General features: G+C 72.2%; 11 protein-coding genes. 4 read left to right on the top strand and 7 right to left on the bottom strand.

Annotated elements, in window-relative coordinates; genetic code table 11:
* The first annotated feature begins 75 nt into the window (after window positions 1–75).
* The 3 genes from EFK50_RS20310 (at window position 76) to EFK50_RS20300 (ending at window position 8,002) form a co-directional block, all read left to right on the top strand.
* Window positions 76–5,880 carry a DUF7507 domain-containing protein gene (locus EFK50_RS20310; RefSeq protein WP_123229408.1) on the top strand — a complete coding sequence of 1,935 codons (5,805 nt, stop codon included), beginning with the start codon at window positions 76–78 and terminating at the stop codon, window positions 5,878–5,880.
* A gap of 137 nt (window positions 5,881–6,017) precedes the next feature.
* Entirely contained in the window at window positions 6,018–7,304 is a 1,287-nt protein-coding gene (locus EFK50_RS20305; RefSeq protein ID WP_123229407.1) for a sensor histidine kinase, read from the top strand.
* Window positions 7,301–8,002: a response regulator transcription factor gene (locus EFK50_RS20300; RefSeq protein ID WP_123229605.1), complete on the top strand. Its 702-nt coding sequence runs from the start codon at window positions 7,301–7,303 to the stop codon at window positions 8,000–8,002. The genes EFK50_RS20305 and EFK50_RS20300 overlap by 4 nt, the downstream gene beginning before the upstream one ends.
* Before the next feature lie 135 nt (window positions 8,003–8,137).
* Here EFK50_RS20300 and EFK50_RS20295 read toward each other — a convergent pair whose 3' ends face one another.
* Window positions 8,138–9,664: a glycerol-3-phosphate dehydrogenase/oxidase gene (locus tag EFK50_RS20295; protein ID WP_123229406.1), complete on the bottom strand. Its 1,527-nt coding sequence runs from the start codon at window positions 9,662–9,664 to the stop codon at window positions 8,138–8,140.
* A complete protein-coding gene (locus EFK50_RS20290) occupies window positions 9,661–10,239 on the bottom strand; it encodes a TetR/AcrR family transcriptional regulator (RefSeq protein WP_123229405.1) in 579 nt (192 codons plus the stop codon). The genes EFK50_RS20295 and EFK50_RS20290 overlap by 4 nt, the downstream gene beginning before the upstream one ends.
* Window positions 10,240–10,291: 52 nt before the next feature.
* Between EFK50_RS20290 and EFK50_RS20285 the strand changes: the two genes are divergently transcribed.
* Complete coding sequence (locus EFK50_RS20285; protein WP_246004252.1) at window positions 10,292–11,896, top strand: FAD-binding oxidoreductase; 1,605 nt, start codon at window positions 10,292–10,294, stop codon at window positions 11,894–11,896.
* A 173-nt stretch (window positions 11,897–12,069) separates the two neighbouring features.
* Here EFK50_RS20285 and EFK50_RS20280 read toward each other — a convergent pair whose 3' ends face one another.
* The 5 genes from EFK50_RS20280 to EFK50_RS20260 form a co-directional block, all read right to left on the bottom strand.
* A complete protein-coding gene (locus tag EFK50_RS20280) occupies window positions 12,070–12,846 on the bottom strand; it encodes an FkbM family methyltransferase (RefSeq protein ID WP_123229404.1) in 777 nt (258 codons plus the stop codon).
* Between the two features lie 61 nt (window positions 12,847–12,907).
* Entirely contained in the window at window positions 12,908–13,678 is a 771-nt protein-coding gene (locus EFK50_RS20275) for a pirin family protein (protein WP_123229403.1), read from the bottom strand.
* A gap of 108 nt (window positions 13,679–13,786) precedes the next feature.
* Window positions 13,787–15,682, bottom strand: a complete 1,896-nt coding sequence (locus EFK50_RS20270; protein ID WP_123229402.1) for a YhgE/Pip family protein — start codon at window positions 15,680–15,682, stop codon at window positions 13,787–13,789.
* A complete protein-coding gene (locus tag EFK50_RS20265) occupies window positions 15,679–16,377 on the bottom strand; it encodes an ABC transporter ATP-binding protein (RefSeq protein ID WP_123229401.1) in 699 nt (232 codons plus the stop codon). Before EFK50_RS20265 ends, EFK50_RS20270 begins: the two co-directional genes overlap by 4 nt.
* The gene (locus EFK50_RS20260) at window positions 16,374–16,937 is read right to left on the bottom strand and encodes a 2'-5' RNA ligase family protein (protein WP_183407939.1); all 564 of its coding nucleotides are present in this window, start codon (window positions 16,935–16,937) and stop codon (window positions 16,374–16,376) included. The genes EFK50_RS20265 and EFK50_RS20260 overlap by 4 nt, the downstream gene beginning before the upstream one ends.
* Window positions 16,938–16,972 lie beyond the last annotated feature (35 nt).

Raw genomic sequence — 16,972 nt, 5'->3', positions numbered from 1 at the left:
CCTAGGTTGCAAAGCGCTCCGACCCGCCGTCCGGGGCGCTCGACTCGTCTTGGTACCCGTCTTGGAAGGCCCCTCATGCGCACCCGCACCTCCCGTCCCCGTCGCCGCGGAGCAGCGCTCCTCGCGTCCGCCGGCCTGCTCGCCGGCGCCTTCACCGGGCTCGTCGCGAGCCCGGCGTCCGCCGCCGGCGGAGTCCTCGACCTCGTGATCACCCCGGTCAACCAGGGCGACGGCACCGAGATCACCGACCTGAGCGCCGTGGTGAACGGGAGCCCGTCGCCGATCAGCACCCCGGTGACCTACAAGGTGCAGTACTCCTGCACGACCGACGTGTGCGACGGGACCCAGGTGCAGTTCACGCCGCCGCCGGCCGACCCGTGGGGCCTGAACCCGGCCGGCCGGTCGATCCTGCGGTACGCGAGCTGGGTCGCCCCCGCGGGCATCCCCGGTGCCACCATCGGCGGGGACGACCTCACCGGCAAGACGATCAACCTCGGCAACCTGGCCGCGGGCACCTCGGGCACCTTCTCGGTGACCTACAACTCCCCGGGCATCTCGGGCAACGACACCGCGGGCGGCCAGTTCTTCCCGGACGGCTCCGACATCGAGATGTCGGCGACCGCGTCGTCGACCACGGCCTCCTCGGCGACCTCGGACTCGAGCATCACCTGGCACATCGGTACGCCGGCCGGTCCCGCCGGTGCGGTGGTTCCGAGCAGCACCGTCAAGCCGGACGTCACCACCAGGGTCCAGCTCGCCGCCAACTCGGGCTCGATGCAGATCTTCTCCGGCGCCAGCATCCAGGGCGACGGCCGGTTCGTGGCCGCGGGCGACTACAAGATCGTCTTCCACGCACCCGCCCAGGCCGTCATCGGCCCGGTCCGGATCAGTACGGCGCCCGGCGCCCCCATCGACACCGACGCGGTCGTCGACAACGTCGCGCACACGGTCACCTGGACCAAGGGCTCGCTCAACAACCCGGTCTACGGCGCCCGTGGTGCCTGGGGCGGCGGCGGGCCGTCGGCGTACAACAGCGGCGGCGCGGCGACCAACAACCCGCTGGTCGGCACCGACGACAAGGCCTTCTGGCAGAAGCGGGTCGTCGAGCTGACCTTCCCGGTGAGCAACTTCCCGGAGGCCGACGGGACCGGCTGCAACTTCCGGACCGCGGTCACCAACTCCCTCGACGTGACGGTGCACTACCTCGACGACGCACGCACCCTGGGCACGAAGACGATCAACGCCACCAACTACGTCGCCTGCGGCGCGCCGTTCGGCGGACTCAACTCCAGCAAGCAGGTCGTCGCCAGCGGCAACACCACCGCGTCGGGCGACGGTGACCTCGGCGGCACCCCTTCGGTGTACGCCGTCAACGTCCCCGCAACAGGAAACACCGACCTGCAGAACCGCGCCTGGCGGGTCAACGCGTTCAACCTCGGCAACGTGGACGGAACCGTCGTCATCGACGAGCCCAACCTCGACAAGGACCACATCAAGGTCAACCGGATCACGGTCCCGACCCCGACCAGCACCCTCGCGGGATACGTGGCGCCCGAGGACTTCACCGCGACGGTCGAGTGGGAGGACAACACCGGCGACACCGGCACCGCGACCCTCGCCGGCGGTGAGTTCATCGACGTCGCGCCGGGTCGCTGGTTCACCAGCGCCACGACGACCGCCGTGGTCCCGGCGGGCCGGATCCTGCGGACCGACAGCACCCAGACCCAGTTCTTCGTCGACTACCGGTTCAAGGTCGACGACGGCGCGGTCCCGCTGATCGGTCAGCAGCGCACCAACTCCGCCGACGTCACGATCAGCTACCCCTCCGACGCGGACGGCGACGGGATCGACGACGACTACGTTACCGCCGCCAACGGCACCCCGCTGCCGAGCCGGCAGGTCTCCACGCCCGCCTCCCGCACGGTGCAGTACACCCAGCCGCTGACGACGCTGAACGCCACCTTCAACGGCCAGCCGGTCGTCCAGGGCGGCGGCGCCGTCCAGGTCGGCACCCACGTCACGTTCGGGGTGCGGGGCCAGGTCAACGCGGCCTGGCCGGGGACGAGCATCACCCCGCAGACCGTGTTCATCGCACCGGTCGGCTGGAAGATCCTCCCCGGCTCGGCGTCGTTCACCGCTGCCGGAACAGGCGCGTTCGCCTCGATCCCGGCCGGTGTCACCTACACCTACGGCACCGGCACCTTCGGCTCGGAGACCCGTGACTACGTGGTGGCGACGTACCCGTCGACGGTGGCGCTCGCCACCGCACCGGGCGTCCTGAACAACTGGCCGACCCTCTCGACCACGGCGTACCCCACGAACCTCGCGGTGCCCGGAGTCAACCCGATCCCCGCCACCTGGGCCGGTGACGCCAGCGGCACCTGGTACGACGCGACCACCAACGCGTACCTGTCGGGAGCAGGTCAGTTCCGGGTCAGCGGCGGCAACAACTTCGCGGCCGACGGCCCGGACGTCGACGGCGACGGCAACACCACCGAGGAGCTCGCGAACCTGGCCACGGCCTTCCCGATCCCGGTGACCGCCTCCGACGCCCTCAGCGTCGTCAAGGAGATCTGCGTCCCCGACGCCGGGGCTCCGGGTGGCTGCGACTGGGCAGCCGACCCTACGGTCAACCACGAGATCACCACGGCGTCCGACGTGAAGTACCGGATCCGGGTGAGCAACGCCGGCAACACCACGCTGCACGGCGTGACGGCGTACGACGTGCTCCCGTACGTCGGCGACACCGGCCTGCTCGCCGGGGCCGCCAGCCGCGGCTCGCAGTTCGCGATGACGTTCAGCTCGGTGGACTCCTCGTCCGCCGGACTCGACCTGGCGTTCTCGGGCTCGACGAACCCGGCCCGGCCCGAGGTCTACCCCGGCGCCGCCGGCACGACCAACGACTGGGGAGCCGGCGCGGCCGGCAAGAAGGCGATCCGGATCACCGTCACCGGCGACCTGGCCGCCGGTGAGGAGAAGCAGGTCACCTTCCTCGCCGCTCCGGCAGCCGGTGCCGACGCACCGCAGAAGGCCTGCAACACGGTCGCGATCGACTCGACCGAGACCCTGCCGGCGGAGCCGCTCCCGGTCTGCGTGCAGCTGAACGAGGCCGACCTCTCCGTGACGACGGGCTCGCTCACGCCGTGGAAGGAGGGCGAGGCGACCACGATCCCGTTCACGATCGAGAACAAGGGCGGGGGCGACGACGCCGACGCCTCGGTCGCGATCGACGTCCCGGCCGGGATGCAGGTCGACGACCTCACCCCGACCGGCTGGAGCTGCACGGTCCCCGGCGGCGGTGCGGCACCGGTCGACGGCGCGGTCACCCTGACCTGTACGCCGGTCGACGGCTCCGGTGACCCGAGGACCCTCGACGCCGACGAGCCGGAGACGCTCTCGCTCGCGGTCACCCCGACCGCACCGAGCGCGACGCCGATCTGCGTGGGCGCCGAGATCAGCGGGTCGCTCTTCGACCCGGTCGACGCCAACAACACCGACGAGGCCTGCGCCACCGTCGCGGACGCGTTCGTGGCCGCACCGGCGCTCACCCTCGACAAGTCCTCGGAGTTCGTCACCGACGCCAACGGCAACGGCAAGGCCGACAAGGGCGACGTCCTGAAGTACACCTTCAGCGTCGAGAACACCGGCAACGTCGACGTCGACGACGTGGCGATCACCGACGCCAAGATCGGTGCCACCACCCCGGCGTCGGTCGACGTCGCGGCCGGGGACACCGAGGAGCTCACCGCGAACTACACGGTCACCCAGGCCGACGTGGACGCCGGTGCGACCCGCAACAGCGCCTCGGCCACCGGGACCCCGACCTCGGGTGGTTCGGTCACGTCGAACACCGACACCGACGTCGTCCCCGGCCCGGACCCGGTCCCGACGATCACGGTGCAGAAGGAAGCCGAGCTGACCACCGACGCCGGGACCACCGGCAAGGCCGACGTGGACGACGTGATCACCTACACGATCACCGTCCACAACGCCGGACCGGCGACCGCGCACGACGTGTCGGTCACCGACCCGCTGGCGGGCCTGTCGACGATCACGCCCGCGTCGGTCGCGACGCTGGCGCCGGGCGACGACGCCGAGTTCACCGCGACGTACACGGTGAAGCAGAGCGACGTCGACAACGGCTCGGTCGTGAACACCGCGACCGCGTCGTTCCGGAAGCCGACCCCGCCGGGCGGCCCGGTGCCGGCCCTGGAGGACGAGGACAGCAACGAGGTCACGGTCGAGGCCATCGACCCGGACCCGTCGCTGAGCATCGAGAAGACCTCGACCTTCAAGACCGATGCCCACGACGACGACCTCGCCGACAAGGGCGACGTGCTCACCTACTCGTTCGAGGTGGAGAACACCGGCAACGTGACCCTCACCGGGGTCACCGTCGACGACGCGCTCGCCGGCCTGGGCGCGATCAGCCCGGCCCCGGCGACACTCGCTCCGGGTGCGTCGCAGACCTTCACCGCGGACTACACCGTCACCCAGGGTGACGTGGACGCCGGCGGCACCTTCAACGAGGCGACCGCTGTCGGCACCCCGCCGGCCGGTGGCAAGACCGAGTCCGACCCGGACGACGACGCTGTCGACGGCCCGGACCCGGAGCCGGTCGTCACGGTGACCAAGGAGGGTGAGCTCACCACCGACCACGGCACCGCCGGCAAGGCCGACCCGGGTGACGTGATCACCTACACCTTCACGGTGCACAACGCCGGTCCGGCGACCGCGAAGGACGTCTCGGTCACCGACCCGCTGGCGGGCCTGTCGGCGATCACGCCGGCCTCGGTCGCGACGCTGGCGCCGGGCGACGACGCCGAGTTCACCGCGACGTACACGGTGACGACAAAGGACGTCGACCGCGGCGAGGTGCGCAACCAGGCGTCGGCCGGCTACACCCCGCCGACGCCGCGCGGCGGACCCGCTCCGGCGCCGAAGGTCACCGCACCGAGCAACGTCGTCATCACCCCGGCGATCGTCAAGGTGCAGCCGACCGTGACCACCAAGAGCACGGTCAGCACGGTGAAGCTCGCGGTGCGCGCCAACGGCACCACGGTGAGCAAGCCGGTGGCCGACGTCGTGACCATCGCGGGCATCGCGGCCGGCGGAGCGCCGATCCAGGGCACCGCCACGCTGTACGGCCCGAGCACCAAGCGGAGCGCGTCGATGTGCACGCCGGGCAAGGTCGCCCGCAAGCTCACCTTCACCGCGCAGAACGGCACCACCAGGCTGCCGGCGGTCCAGGTCGGCCTCCCGGGTCACTACACCTGGGTGGTCAAGCTCGCGGGCAACGACCTGAACAAGCCCGCGCAGCACGCCTGCGGCATCGCGGCGGAGTCGTTCGTGGTCTCCCGTGCGGCGTACGCGGCACCGGTGATCAGCACCGGGTTCGCGCAGGCCGGCAGCAGCAGCGCCCGCGTGGCCGGAGCCCCGACCAACCTGCAGTTCGGCGGGCTCGGGATCACGGCGCCGGTGCAGACCGTCGGCGTCAAGCGCGGCACGATGACCGTGCCCGGCAACGTCCGCCGGCTCGGGTGGCTGCGCAGCTCGGCGGCGATCGGCGAGGCGATCGGCACCACCGTGATCGCCGGCCACATCTCCGACCAGCGCGACCGTCCCGGTGCGTTCTGGCGGCTGAGCAAGGCCAAGGTCGGCCAGGTCGTGAAGATCAAGGACGGCGCCGGCAAGGTGCACCGCTACAAGGTCACCGGCAAGCGCACCTACCCGCGGTCGAAGAAGCTGCCGGCGTCGCTGTTCAGCACGACCGGGTCCGCCCGGATGCTGCTCGTCAGCTGCACCGGCAAGGTGACCCGTCCGGGTGGTGGGTTCCACTACACCAAGAACCTGGTGGTGACCGCCGTACCGATCGGCTGATCGGCTCGTCAGGAGCCCCGTCCCGCGCACCACGAGCGCAGGGCGGGGCTCCGGCGCGCCCGCCTACGACCCTGGTAGGAGGTCCGGGACCACCCAGGACGGATGCCGAGGACGCCCGGGCTGCCTACGCTGGGTCCGTGCGCCCTCATGACCCCTACGCCGACCCGCCTGCCGCGGAACCCGTTCCCGGGCCGGGCGGCTGGCTGCGTACCCGGATCGAGGAGCACATCGCGGCCCACGGCCTGGCCTACCCGTGGTGGATCCCGGTCGTCGCGATCCTCGGTCAGGTCGGTGCCGTCGGCATCGCGCTGAGCTTGCGCGACGCCCTCTGGCCGGTGCAGCCGGTCACCGCCGCCCTGGTGCTGGTGATCCTGCCGGGCATCTGGATGATCGGCTTCAACCGGCACCTCGCGCACACCGCCGAGACGGTCGCCGGCCTCGGCGCCGCCGCGCTGCTGCTGTGGAACCCGGTCGGACCCGGTACGGCGCTCGACGTCGCCCCGGCGCTGCTCGCGCTCATCACCGCCGAGGTGGTGGCGCGGGACGGCATCCGCAACGGCCTGGTCGTCAGCGGGATCTCGCTCGCGATGATCGGCGCGGCCGCCGCCGGACCCGGCCTGGACGGTACGCCGGTGCACCTGGTCGACGTACCGCTCGGCTTCGTCGTCGGCTACATGCTGCTCTGGCAGATGCGCGCGCTGACCGCCGAGCGCGCCGCCCGCGAGGGCGAGTACGCGCGCGCCACGCTGGCCGAGCGCGAGCGGATCGCGCGCGAGATCCACGACCTGGTCGCGCACTCGCTGTCGGTCACGCTGCTCCAGATCACCGGCGCACGGCACGCCCTCGGCGACATCGAGGGCGAGGACGCCGCGGTCGCCGACATCGACGGAGCCCTCGCCGACGCCGAGCGCGTCGGGCGGCAGGCGATGGTGGACATCCGGCAGACGGTGAGCACGCTCGCGGACGGACCGTCGGAGACGCGCGCGCTGCCGAGCGGGTCGAACATTGCCGACCTCGTCGCCCAGCTGGAGCGCGCCGGCCTGCACGTCGAGTACGACGAGGCAGGCGACCCCGGCAGGCTCGCCCAGGCGACCGGGCTCGGCCTCTACCGGATCGCGCAGGAGTCGCTGGCGAACATCGCCAAGCACGCCCCCGGCAGCACCGCGCGGGTGCGGTTCTCGGTGACCTCGCGGGAGGCGCGCCTCGTCGTCCGGAACGCGCTGCCGGCGAAGGTGGTCAGCGACGGCGCCGGGTCCGGCCTCGCCGGGATGAGCGCCCGGGCCGAGCAGCTCGGCGCGCGGCTGACCACGACGGCCGTCGACGGCGACTGGCTGGTCGACCTGGTGGTGCCGCTGCGCGAGCGCAACGGTCTGCTCTCCTGCCCGCTCCGCTCCGCGCACCGGTCCGGGAGGCTGGCGTGGTGAACGCTCGTGACGGGCGCGGAGGGGCTTCGGCCCCTGGCGCCGAGGTCCGCGTCGTCCTCGTCGACGACCAGGAGCTGGTCCGTTCCGGACTGCGCCGGATCCTGCGCAAGCGCGACGGGTTCGACATCGTCGCCGAGTGCGGCGACGGCGCCGAGGTGCCCGACGCGCTCGCGAGCGCCGGGGACGTCGACGTCGTGGTGATGGACCTGCGGATGCGCGAGATCGACGGGATCACCGCGACCCGCGCCCTGGCCGCCGAGCCGGACGCACCGCCCGTGCTGGTGCTGACCACTTTCGACGACGACGAGATGCTCTCCGGCGCGCTACGGGCCGGGGCCGCCGGCTTCCTGCTCAAGGACTCCTCGGCCGAGGACCTGATCCGTGCGGTCCGCGCGGTCGCCGCCGGAGACTCCTGGTTGGATCCGGCCGTCACCGGCCGGGTGCTCAACAGCTACCGGCAGAGCGCGCCGGTCTCGCACGCGTCCGGCGACGTCCGCGAGATCCTGACCGCGCGCGAGCTCGAGGTGCTCTGCGCGATGGCGGGCGGACGCTCCAACGCCGAGATCGCCGAGGACCTGTTCATCTCCGAGCTGACCGTGAAGAGCCACATCGGCCGGATCTTCACGAAGCTCGACCTGCGGGACCGGCCCGCGGCGATCGTCTACGCCTACGACAACGGGCTGGTGCACCCGGCCTGAGGGTGCGCGGGCCGGACGTCGAGCCTGTCGAGACGCGGTGAGGGTCGCGCCCGGCCCAGCCGACCTCACGGTCGCCCGGACCGGGGGGAGCCCGGACGTCGAGCCTGTCGAGACGCGGTGAGGGTCGCGCCCGGCCTACGTCCGCGCTCGCGCGACGACGTCGAACGCGCGCTGCGCCAGCGGCAGCGCGGCTTCCCGATCCACCGGCACCAACCCGATCTTGGTACGACGGTCCAGCAGGTCGTCGACGTCGGCGGCGCCCTCGTGGGTGATCCCGAAGACGAGCTCGGCGAGCGTCGCCGGCACGGTCGCGCTGACCGGGGTCAGCGCCTCCTCCTCGGAGAGCCCGTGCGCGAGCGCGTTCGCCAGCACGTCCGGCGCCTCGGTGCCGAACCGGCGTACCAGGCGGGGCGGTGCGGCGACGTGCGCCAGGGTGTCGGCGTCCGCGGCGCCGAGAATCGGCAGTGCCTTGGTGCGGCACGGTCCGGCCGCCAGCGACCGCTGAGCCACCGCGGCATCGACGGCGTCCTCAGCCATCCGCCGGTAGGTGGTCAGCTTGCCGCCGACGATCGTGATCACGCCGGTGTCCGAGGTCAGCACGGCGTGCTTGCGGGACAGGTCGGCCGTGGATCCGTCGCTCTTCAGCAGCGGCCGGAGACCGGCGTACGCCCCGACGACGTCGTCGCGGGTGAGCGGCGTCTCCAGCACCCGGGAGATCACGTCGAGCAGGAACGTGACGTCCTCCTCCGGCACCTCGGGGACGTCCGGGATCTCGCCGTCGACCTCCTCGTCGGTGAGCCCGAGGTAGATGTTCCCGTCGGGCTGCGGCAGCGCGAACACGAACCGGTTCGACGAGCCGGGGACGGGCGCCATGATCGCGCAGCGGACGCTGGGCAGGCTGCTTGCGCGGAGCACCACGTGGGTGCCGCGGCTCGGCTTCAGGACGATGCCGGGGATCAGCGTGCCGGCCCAGACGCCGGTGGCGTTGATGACGGCCTTCGCGGTGATCCGGCGTTCTTCACCGGTCAGCTCGTCGCGGAGCAGCGCGCCGTCCCCGGTCACCTCGAGCACGCGGGTGCGGGTGTGCACCTGGGCGCCCTCGGCGGCAGCGGTACGCGCGAGACCGACGACCAGGCGGGCGTCGTCCTCGAGCTGCCCGTCCCAGGAAAGGACCCCGCCGCGGGTGTCGCGGCGGATCACGCCGGCCAGCGCCTTGGTCTCGGTCGCACTGATCCGGCGGGGCTTGGGCAGCGTCTCGCGGCCGGTGCGCGCGACCTTGCGCAGCAGGTCCCCGGCACCGACGCCGCGCCGGGCCAGGAACGCCTGGAACGCAGTGACGTCGGAGGTCAGCGGGATCACCATCGGCAGGGCGCGGATCAGGTGCGGCGCCGTCGACTCCATCAGGATGCCGCGCTCGACCGCGCTCTCGTGGGCGATCGCGACCTGGCCCTTGGCGAGGTAGCGCAGCCCCCCGTGCACGAGCTTGGAGGAGAACCGCGAGGTCCCCCAGGCGACGTCGAATGCGTCGACGGCGACGACGTCCAGGCCTCGTGCGGCCGCGTCGAGGGCGACGCCGGCGCCGGTGACCCCGAGGCCGATGACGAGGACGTCGGTGGACTCCGGGATGCCGGCGGACCCGGCGGTGATGCGTCCGGTGCTCATGGCGTCAGGTACCTCTCGACGAGGAGCGCGAGCTCGCGATCGAAGTCGGCGTCGGCGAGGCCGTCACCGGTCATGGTCTGCGCCGACAGCGTGAAGCCGTGGGCGGTGAGGAGGAGCGTCCGGGCGAGCAGTCGCGGATCGCCGTCCCGGATCTCGCCGGCCTGCTGGCCCGCAGTGATCTCGGCCGTGGTCAGCGTCAGCACCAGCTCCTGGGAACGACCGGGGCGCTCCAGCAGGTAGGGGAGCAGCATCTGGGGGTCGAGCTCGATGATCCGGGTGAACAGCTCGTTGGCGCGCAGCGCGCGGACGGTGCTGACGATGCCGTCGACGAGGCGCTCGCGGTGGTTCGCGGACCGTCCGCCGAGGTCGACCAGGCCGGCCCACTCGCGGGTCATCAGGTCGCCGAGGAGCGCGCTCATCTCCGGCCAGCGGCGGTAGAGCGTCATCCGGCTGAGGCCGGCGCGGCGGGCGATGTCGGTGAGCGTCGTACGGCTCCAGCCCACGGCGAGGATCGCCTCGCGGGCGGCGTCGAGGGCCAGGTCCTCCGAGGTGCGCGACTCCGGTACGGCGCTCATCCGGCAAACCCAGGGTTGTGACAGTGGGACATCATATGTAACACTGTAACACATGACGACGCACCCGAGCCCCATCTCCGACCCGACCGCCGCCGAGATGCACTGGTCCCGCTGGGGTGACCCGGCCGAGGCCGGCCCGCTCGCCGAGTCCGCCTTCGCCCTGGTCGACACCTTCATCGGCACCCGCGAGACCCCGGCGGTCGCCCCCGCCGACGTCCGGCTCACCGAGCCGCTGGCCGCCGACCTGGTGGCCGAGCTCGCCGAGATCGTCGGCGCCGCCCACGTCCTCACCGACCACGAGACCCGGCTGCACCGCACCCGCGGCAAGTCGACGCCGGACATGCTGAAGATCCGCAGCGGCGACGGCTCGGACTCCCCGGACGCCGTCGTCCGCCCGGCGAACCACGACGAGGTCGTCGCGCTCATCGACTGGGCCGTACGCCGCCACGTCGCGCTGGTGCCCTTCGGTGGCGGTACGTCGGTCGTCGGCGGCTTGGCCGCTCGTCGCGACGGCTTCGCCGGGGTGGTCAGCCTGGACCTGCTCCGCTTCGACAAGCTCGTCGAGGTCGACCGCGACTCGATGACCGTCGTCCTCGAACCGGGCCTGCGCGGTCCGGCCGCCGAGGCGCTGCTCGCGGCCGAGGGGCTGACCCTGGGCCACTTCCCGCAGTCGTTCCAGTACGCCTCGATCGGCGGCTTCGCGGTGACCCGGTCCTCCGGTCAGTCCTCCGCCGGCTACGGCCGCTTCGACTCGCTCGTCGTCGGCCTCAAGGTCGCGACCCCGCAGGGGACGCTGGAGCTCGGGAACTCGCCGGCCAACGCCGCCGGACCCGACCTGCGCGAGCTCGTGATGGGTTCGGAGGGCGCGTTCGGTGTCGTCACCGCCGTCCGGGTCCGGGTCCGCCCGCTGCCCGAGGTCCGCACCTACGAGGGCTGGCGCTGGCCGTCGTTCGCCGAGGGCGCGGCCGCGATGCGCACGCTCGCCCAGGCCGGCATGCTGCCGACCGTGCTCCGGCTCTCCGACGAGAACGAGACCGCGATCAACCTGGCGAAGCCGAGCGAGGTCGGCGGGGAGTCGGCCGGCGGCTGCCTGATGATCACCGGCTACGAGGGCACCCCGGCTGCGGTCGAGGCGAAGAAGGCCGCGGTCACCGCGCTGCTCGCCGGACTCGGCGGCGAGAACCAGGGCCCCGACAGCGGTCAGGCCTGGGCCGACGGTCGCTTCCACGGCCCGTACCTGCGGGACTCGCTCCTCGATGTCGGCGTGCTCGTCGAGACGATGGAGACGGTTACCTTCTGGTCGAACCTCGACCACGTCTACACCGCGGTCAAGGATGCCCTGGTCGCCTCGCTCGGTGCCGAGACCCTGGTGCTCTGCCACATCTCGCACGTCTACGAGACGGGTGCGTCGCTCTACTTCACCGTCGCGACGAAGGCGTCGGAGGAGCCGCTCCCGCAGTGGCTCGCGGCCAAGGCTGCCGCGTCGGACGCGATGGTGCACAACGGCGCGTCGATCACCCACCATCACGCCGTCGGCCAGGACCACAAGCCGTGGTTGGCCGAGGAGATCGGCCCGGTCGGTGTCGAGATGCTGCGCGCGGTCAAGGAGCGGATCGACCCGACGGGGGTCCTGAACCCCGGGGTGCTGATCCCCTAGCTGGGTCCGGACATCGAGCCTGTAGAGATGCGGTGCGAGTCTGCGCGGACGTCACCACGTCTCGACAAGCTCGACGTCCGGTTGGCGCGCGCGTCCGGGTTGGCGTGCGCGTCTGCGTGTGCGCGCCCGCGTCCGGGTCGGAGCAAGTCCGGGTGCGAGCGAGTCCGGGAACGCTAGAACGTGCCGGAGGGGTCCGGCATCAGCTCGTTGCGGACGAAGAACCCGTCGCACTGGAGCATCCGGCCGGTGCGCGGGTCGCCGAACCCGCCCTCGAGCGCGAAGATCCCGAACCCTGCCTCCGTCATCCGCTGGACGAGGTCCTCGAAGAGCGGGGCGCCGTCGTACAGGGGCACCATGGAGAGCTCGAGCTGAACGGCCGCGAACTGCGCCAGCGCGTCGCCGGCACCGTCCAGGACGGCGCCCTCGTACCCCTGGGTGTCGATCTTGAGAAGGGTCTTCGCCGGGTCGACGCCCTGGGACCCGAGGATCTCGGCGATGGTCGTCATCGCGACCTTCTCGGACCGGACGTACTCCGACCCGGGCGCGGCCAGGCTGTGCGCGTCGGTCATCGGCAGGATCGAGCTGGAGTAGGAGTTCGCGGAGACGTTGATCTCGATCTCCCCGGGCGCCGAGCCGACGGCGGTGTTCAGCGTCGTCCAGCCGGAGTCGTTCGCGGCCCGGCGGGCGAGGTGCGGGAAGGCGTCGCTGAGCGGCTCGGCGGAAATGATCCGGCCCTGGTAGCCGCTGGCGCGCAGGGCGGCGCCGTACTGGCCGATGTTGCCGCCGATGTCGAGCACGGTGCCGAGCTCAAGCCACTTCATCGCGGTCGCGACCTGCACCGGGAACGGGTTCCGGACCAGGTCCAGGTTCCGCTTCTGGAGCGCGGAGTGCAGGGCCACCTTGGCCTGGTCGACCAGCCGGCCACCACGGCCTTCGGCACGGTTCGTCACAGTCGTTCTCCTCGGTACTTCCCTGGGCGGTGCCGCGAACGATACCGGCGATCGGTGTCCTTCACGTGCCGAAGGCCCAGACCGCTACCGGCCCCGCCTCGAGGACCCGCAGGGTGCTCTCGCCGTGGTCGGCCAGCCGGGCGGCGTCGCCCGCGCGGAGCGTGGTGCCGGGGCGCTCGTCCTGTCGACGGGCGGCGTCGTTCGCGTCGAGCACGCCGGCGCCGTGCTCGCCCCGCCGAGCGTCACCGGCGGTGAGCCGGACCGCGCCGACCTCGACCTGCCCGTCCGCGACGAACACGTGCAGCAGCGGGGCGTCCGGGAGCCGGATCTCGCCGGCGGCCGCCGTGGCGACGTACAGCCGGGCCCCGGCTACCCCGAGGCCGAGCCCGCCCGGCCCGACCACCTCGGTGAGGTCGCTCCCGGTCCCGCCCCGGGAGACCGCGTACGACGCCGCTCCGCCGGACTCGTCGGGGCGCAACCAGGTCTGCAGGAAGCGGGTGCGCACGCCGGGCTCGGTGACCTCGGCGTGCACGATCCCGGCTCCGGCGCTGATCCGCTGGACGTCACCGGGGAGCAGCAGCCCGGTGTTGCCGGCCGCGTCGGTGTGCCGGAGCGCACCGTCCAGCACCCAGGTGACGATCTCGGTGTCCGCGTGTGCGTGGTCGGGGTAGCCGGTCCCGTCGGGGAGCTCCTCGTCGTTGAGCGCGGTCATCGCCGCGAAGCCGAGGTTCGCCGGGTCGTAGTGGGACCCGAAGGAGAACGAGTGCCGGGTCGTGCGCCCCTCGGCCCGGGTCACGAACCGCTCGTCCCCCCGCCGTACCTCGATGCTCACGTCCCCATTCTCGTCGAAGAGGCCCTTTCGGTACGTCGAGTGGGCCCGATCTGCGCAGCTCGCCGACGAAACCGGCCCACTCGAAGGTCCAATCCGGCCTATTCGACGTTAGAGGACGAGGTCGGGTTTGACGCGCTGGACGGTCCAGATGCGCTGGCGGCGGGCGGCCCAGGTCGAGGCGGCGATCGCGAGGCAGAGCCAGGCGAGCAGGACCAGCGCGTCGCGGACCACGAGCGTGGAGAGCCCGCCGTACATCAGCTGCCGGAGACCGTCGACCGCGTAGCTCATCGGCAGCAGGTGGTGCAGGCCGTGCAGCGGCTGCGGGATCGTCTGCCACGGGAACGTCCCGCCGGCGGTGACCAGCTGCAGCACCATCAGCACCAACCCGAGGAACTGCCCGGCCGACCCGAACCACGCGTTCAGCGCGTGCACGATCGCGACGAAGGTGGCCGACATCAGGATCAGGAACAGCCAGGTCCCGAGCAGGTTCTCCGGGACGATCTTCACCGCGAGCGCGACCACGCCCAGCAGTGCCGTCACCTGGACCACGCCGACCAGCGCCGGGGTCAGCCAGCCGCCGAACGCGACCCGGAACGGTGCCTGGTTCGCCGCCATCGCCCGCTTCGAGAGCGGCCGCACCAGCAGGAACAGCACGTAGGCGCCGATCCAGGCCGCCAGCCCCATGAAGAACGGCGCCAGCCCCGCCCCGTACGACGCGGCCTTGGTCTCCGCGACGTTGCTGATCGCCACCGGGTCACCGATCGTGGCGGCGATCCGCTCGCGCTGGTCCGCGTCCACGTCGGGGATGTCGGCCAGACCCGCGGTGAGCTTCTCGGAGAGCGTGCGTGCACCGGTCGTGAGGTCGCCGAGGCCGGTGTCGAGCGTCTTCGCTCCGCTCGCGAGCTGGTTCGTCCCGGTGCGCAACCGAGCCGCCCCGGCCCCGGCATCGCTGATCCCGGTGACCAGCGCCGGCATCGCGTTGGCCAGCGAGCGGGCACCGGTGGACACCTGGTTGGCCCCGCGGGAGAGCCGGCGCAGGTCGGCGGCACCGTCCTGGACCGCCCCGTCGGCGGCGACGACCGGACGTTCGAGCTCGTTGTAGATCGCCAGGATCTGGTTCTGCTGCGCCTGGGTCAGGCCGATCGCCGCCATCCGGTTCATCAGCTCGGCCCGGTGGTCGTAGTAGGAGTTGCGCGCCGCCTCCGAGAACGCCGCGAGGTTGTCGCCGACCTGGGCGATCCGGGCGTTGCCGGCAGCCACCTGGGCGGCGCCGTCGGCGAGGGCGTCGGTCTGGCGCGGCAGTGCCGCCGTCCGGGACCGCAAGGTGCCGAGACCGGTGGCCAGCTCGGCCGCTCCCGACCGCAGCCGGGTCGTTCCCTTCGCGAGCTGGGCGCTGCCCGTCCGAGCCTTCCCGGCGCCCGCGGCGATCTTCCCGGCGCCGTCGGCGGCTTCGGTCAGCGAGCCGCGGACCTCGCCGAAGCCGAGCAGGAACTGGCTGGCCGCCTCGCTGCTGACCCGCTCGCTCAGCGCTTCACGCACGTTGCTGGTGACCTTGTCGGCGATCGTGGTGGACAGGTAGGAGTTCGCGTCGTTGGTGGTCATCGTCAGCCGGGCCTGCTCGGGATCGAACCGGGCCGACGAGGTGAGCGCCGCGGAGAAGTCCGCCGGGATGGTGAGCGCGAACGAGTAGCGCCCTTCGCTGACGCCGTCCTCCGCCGCCGTCGCACCGACCTCGTGCCAGGCGAAGGACTCGCTGTCGAGGAGCTGATCGGCTACCTCGCGCCCGGCGTTCAGCGGGTTCCCGGACGGGTCGGTGGCGCCGTCGTCGAGCACGACCAGGGCGGCCGGGACCTGGTCCAGGTTCTTGTAGGGGTCGTGGTTCGCGTAGAGGTACAGGCCGCCGTACAGGGTCGGCACGAGGACCAGGGCGAGGACCGAGAGTCGTCGCAGCCGCCCGGAGGTGATCCGCTGCAGCTCGGTGAATGCCATCCGGAGCGCGGTCATGGCCGGACCTCCTCAGGGGTGAACGGGTCGCCGGGTTCGTCGGGTTGCTCGGGTTCGCGGAACTCGGTGTTGCCGAAGCGCACCGTCCGCACCTGCGGGGCCAGCGCCTCGATCTGCCGGGCCACGCCGACCGAGGTGGTGGCGACGACGGCGAAGCCCTCACCCGCCAGCCAGGTCGCCGTCTCCAGCCAGCCGTCGGCGTCGATCCCGTGCCGCTCGGGGAGCGCCAGCACCAGGCAGGCCAGTCCGGAGCGCTGCGTCGCCAGGCGGGCCAGCGCAAGGCTCCGCGTCCCCGGTGGCAGGTCCTCCATCCGATCCTTGCGCCGCGCCCAGAGCCCGTTCGCGGTCAGCCAGGTCTCGACGTGCGCGGCACGGGCCGGGCGCCCGGCCATCGCCAGCTCCTCGCCGACGATGGTGCCGAGCCGGCTGATGTCGTCCGGCTCGCTCACCCCCGGTACGTCGACCAGCGCGACCGAGCGCTGCAAAGCGGCAAGGGTGTCGTCGCCGTCGAGCAGCACCTCGCCGCCGGCCGGCACCAACCGGCCGCCGAGCGCCAGGGCGAGCAGCGTGTGCTGGTGGCCGGGGTCGCCGTACACGACCACGATCTCGCCGGCGGAGACCGCGAACGTGGTCGGCGGCATCAGGGTGCGCCGGCTGTCGGCGACCCAGACGCCGACCGCCTCCAGGCCGGTCATGCCGCGGTCGTTCCGAACGGGAATGTGGCGATCACGTGGGTGGCCCCTTCTTCAGCGTGGACGAGGAGTGCCTCGCGGGCGAATGCATGGATCGGCAGCATCGACCCGAGGGCCGTGCGCAGGTCGTCGGTGGTCTCGCCCGGCGTGAGCGGCACCGTCAGGTGCGGGACGATGTCGTCGAACTCGCCCCCGTACGGCGGGAACTCGGGGAACTGCCGGTGCAGCTCGGCGGTGAGCCGGCGAAACGTGCTGGCCGGCTCGGGTGCGAGGTAGGTGATGCCACGGGGGAACTCGCAGAGCTCGGTGAGCTCGAACCCGAACGGGGTCACCTCGGCGAAGAACCCGGCCAGGTGCTCGACGATCGCGTCGTCGACGTCGCTCTCGGGGTGGAACGGCGCCAGCAGGGTGATGTGCGCGACCAGGCTCCGGTCCTGCGGCAGCAGCTCCGGGGTGACCTGGAGCATCCGGGCGCGCACCAGGGTCTCCGCCTCACGAACCGGCACGATGATGCCGGTCATGGGCAGGTTGCTCGCGGCCGCGGGGACCGGTGCGGAGTCCACCTGAGGAACGGTAGTACTCCCGGTCACTATCCTGG

Origin of the sequence: Nocardioides marmoriginsengisoli (assembly GCF_003725695.1) — a bacterium.
Taxonomy (GTDB): Bacteria; Actinomycetota; Actinomycetes; order Propionibacteriales; family Nocardioidaceae; genus Marmoricola; species Marmoricola marmoriginsengisoli.
This window is presented reverse-complemented; position numbering and strand designations above follow the sequence as displayed.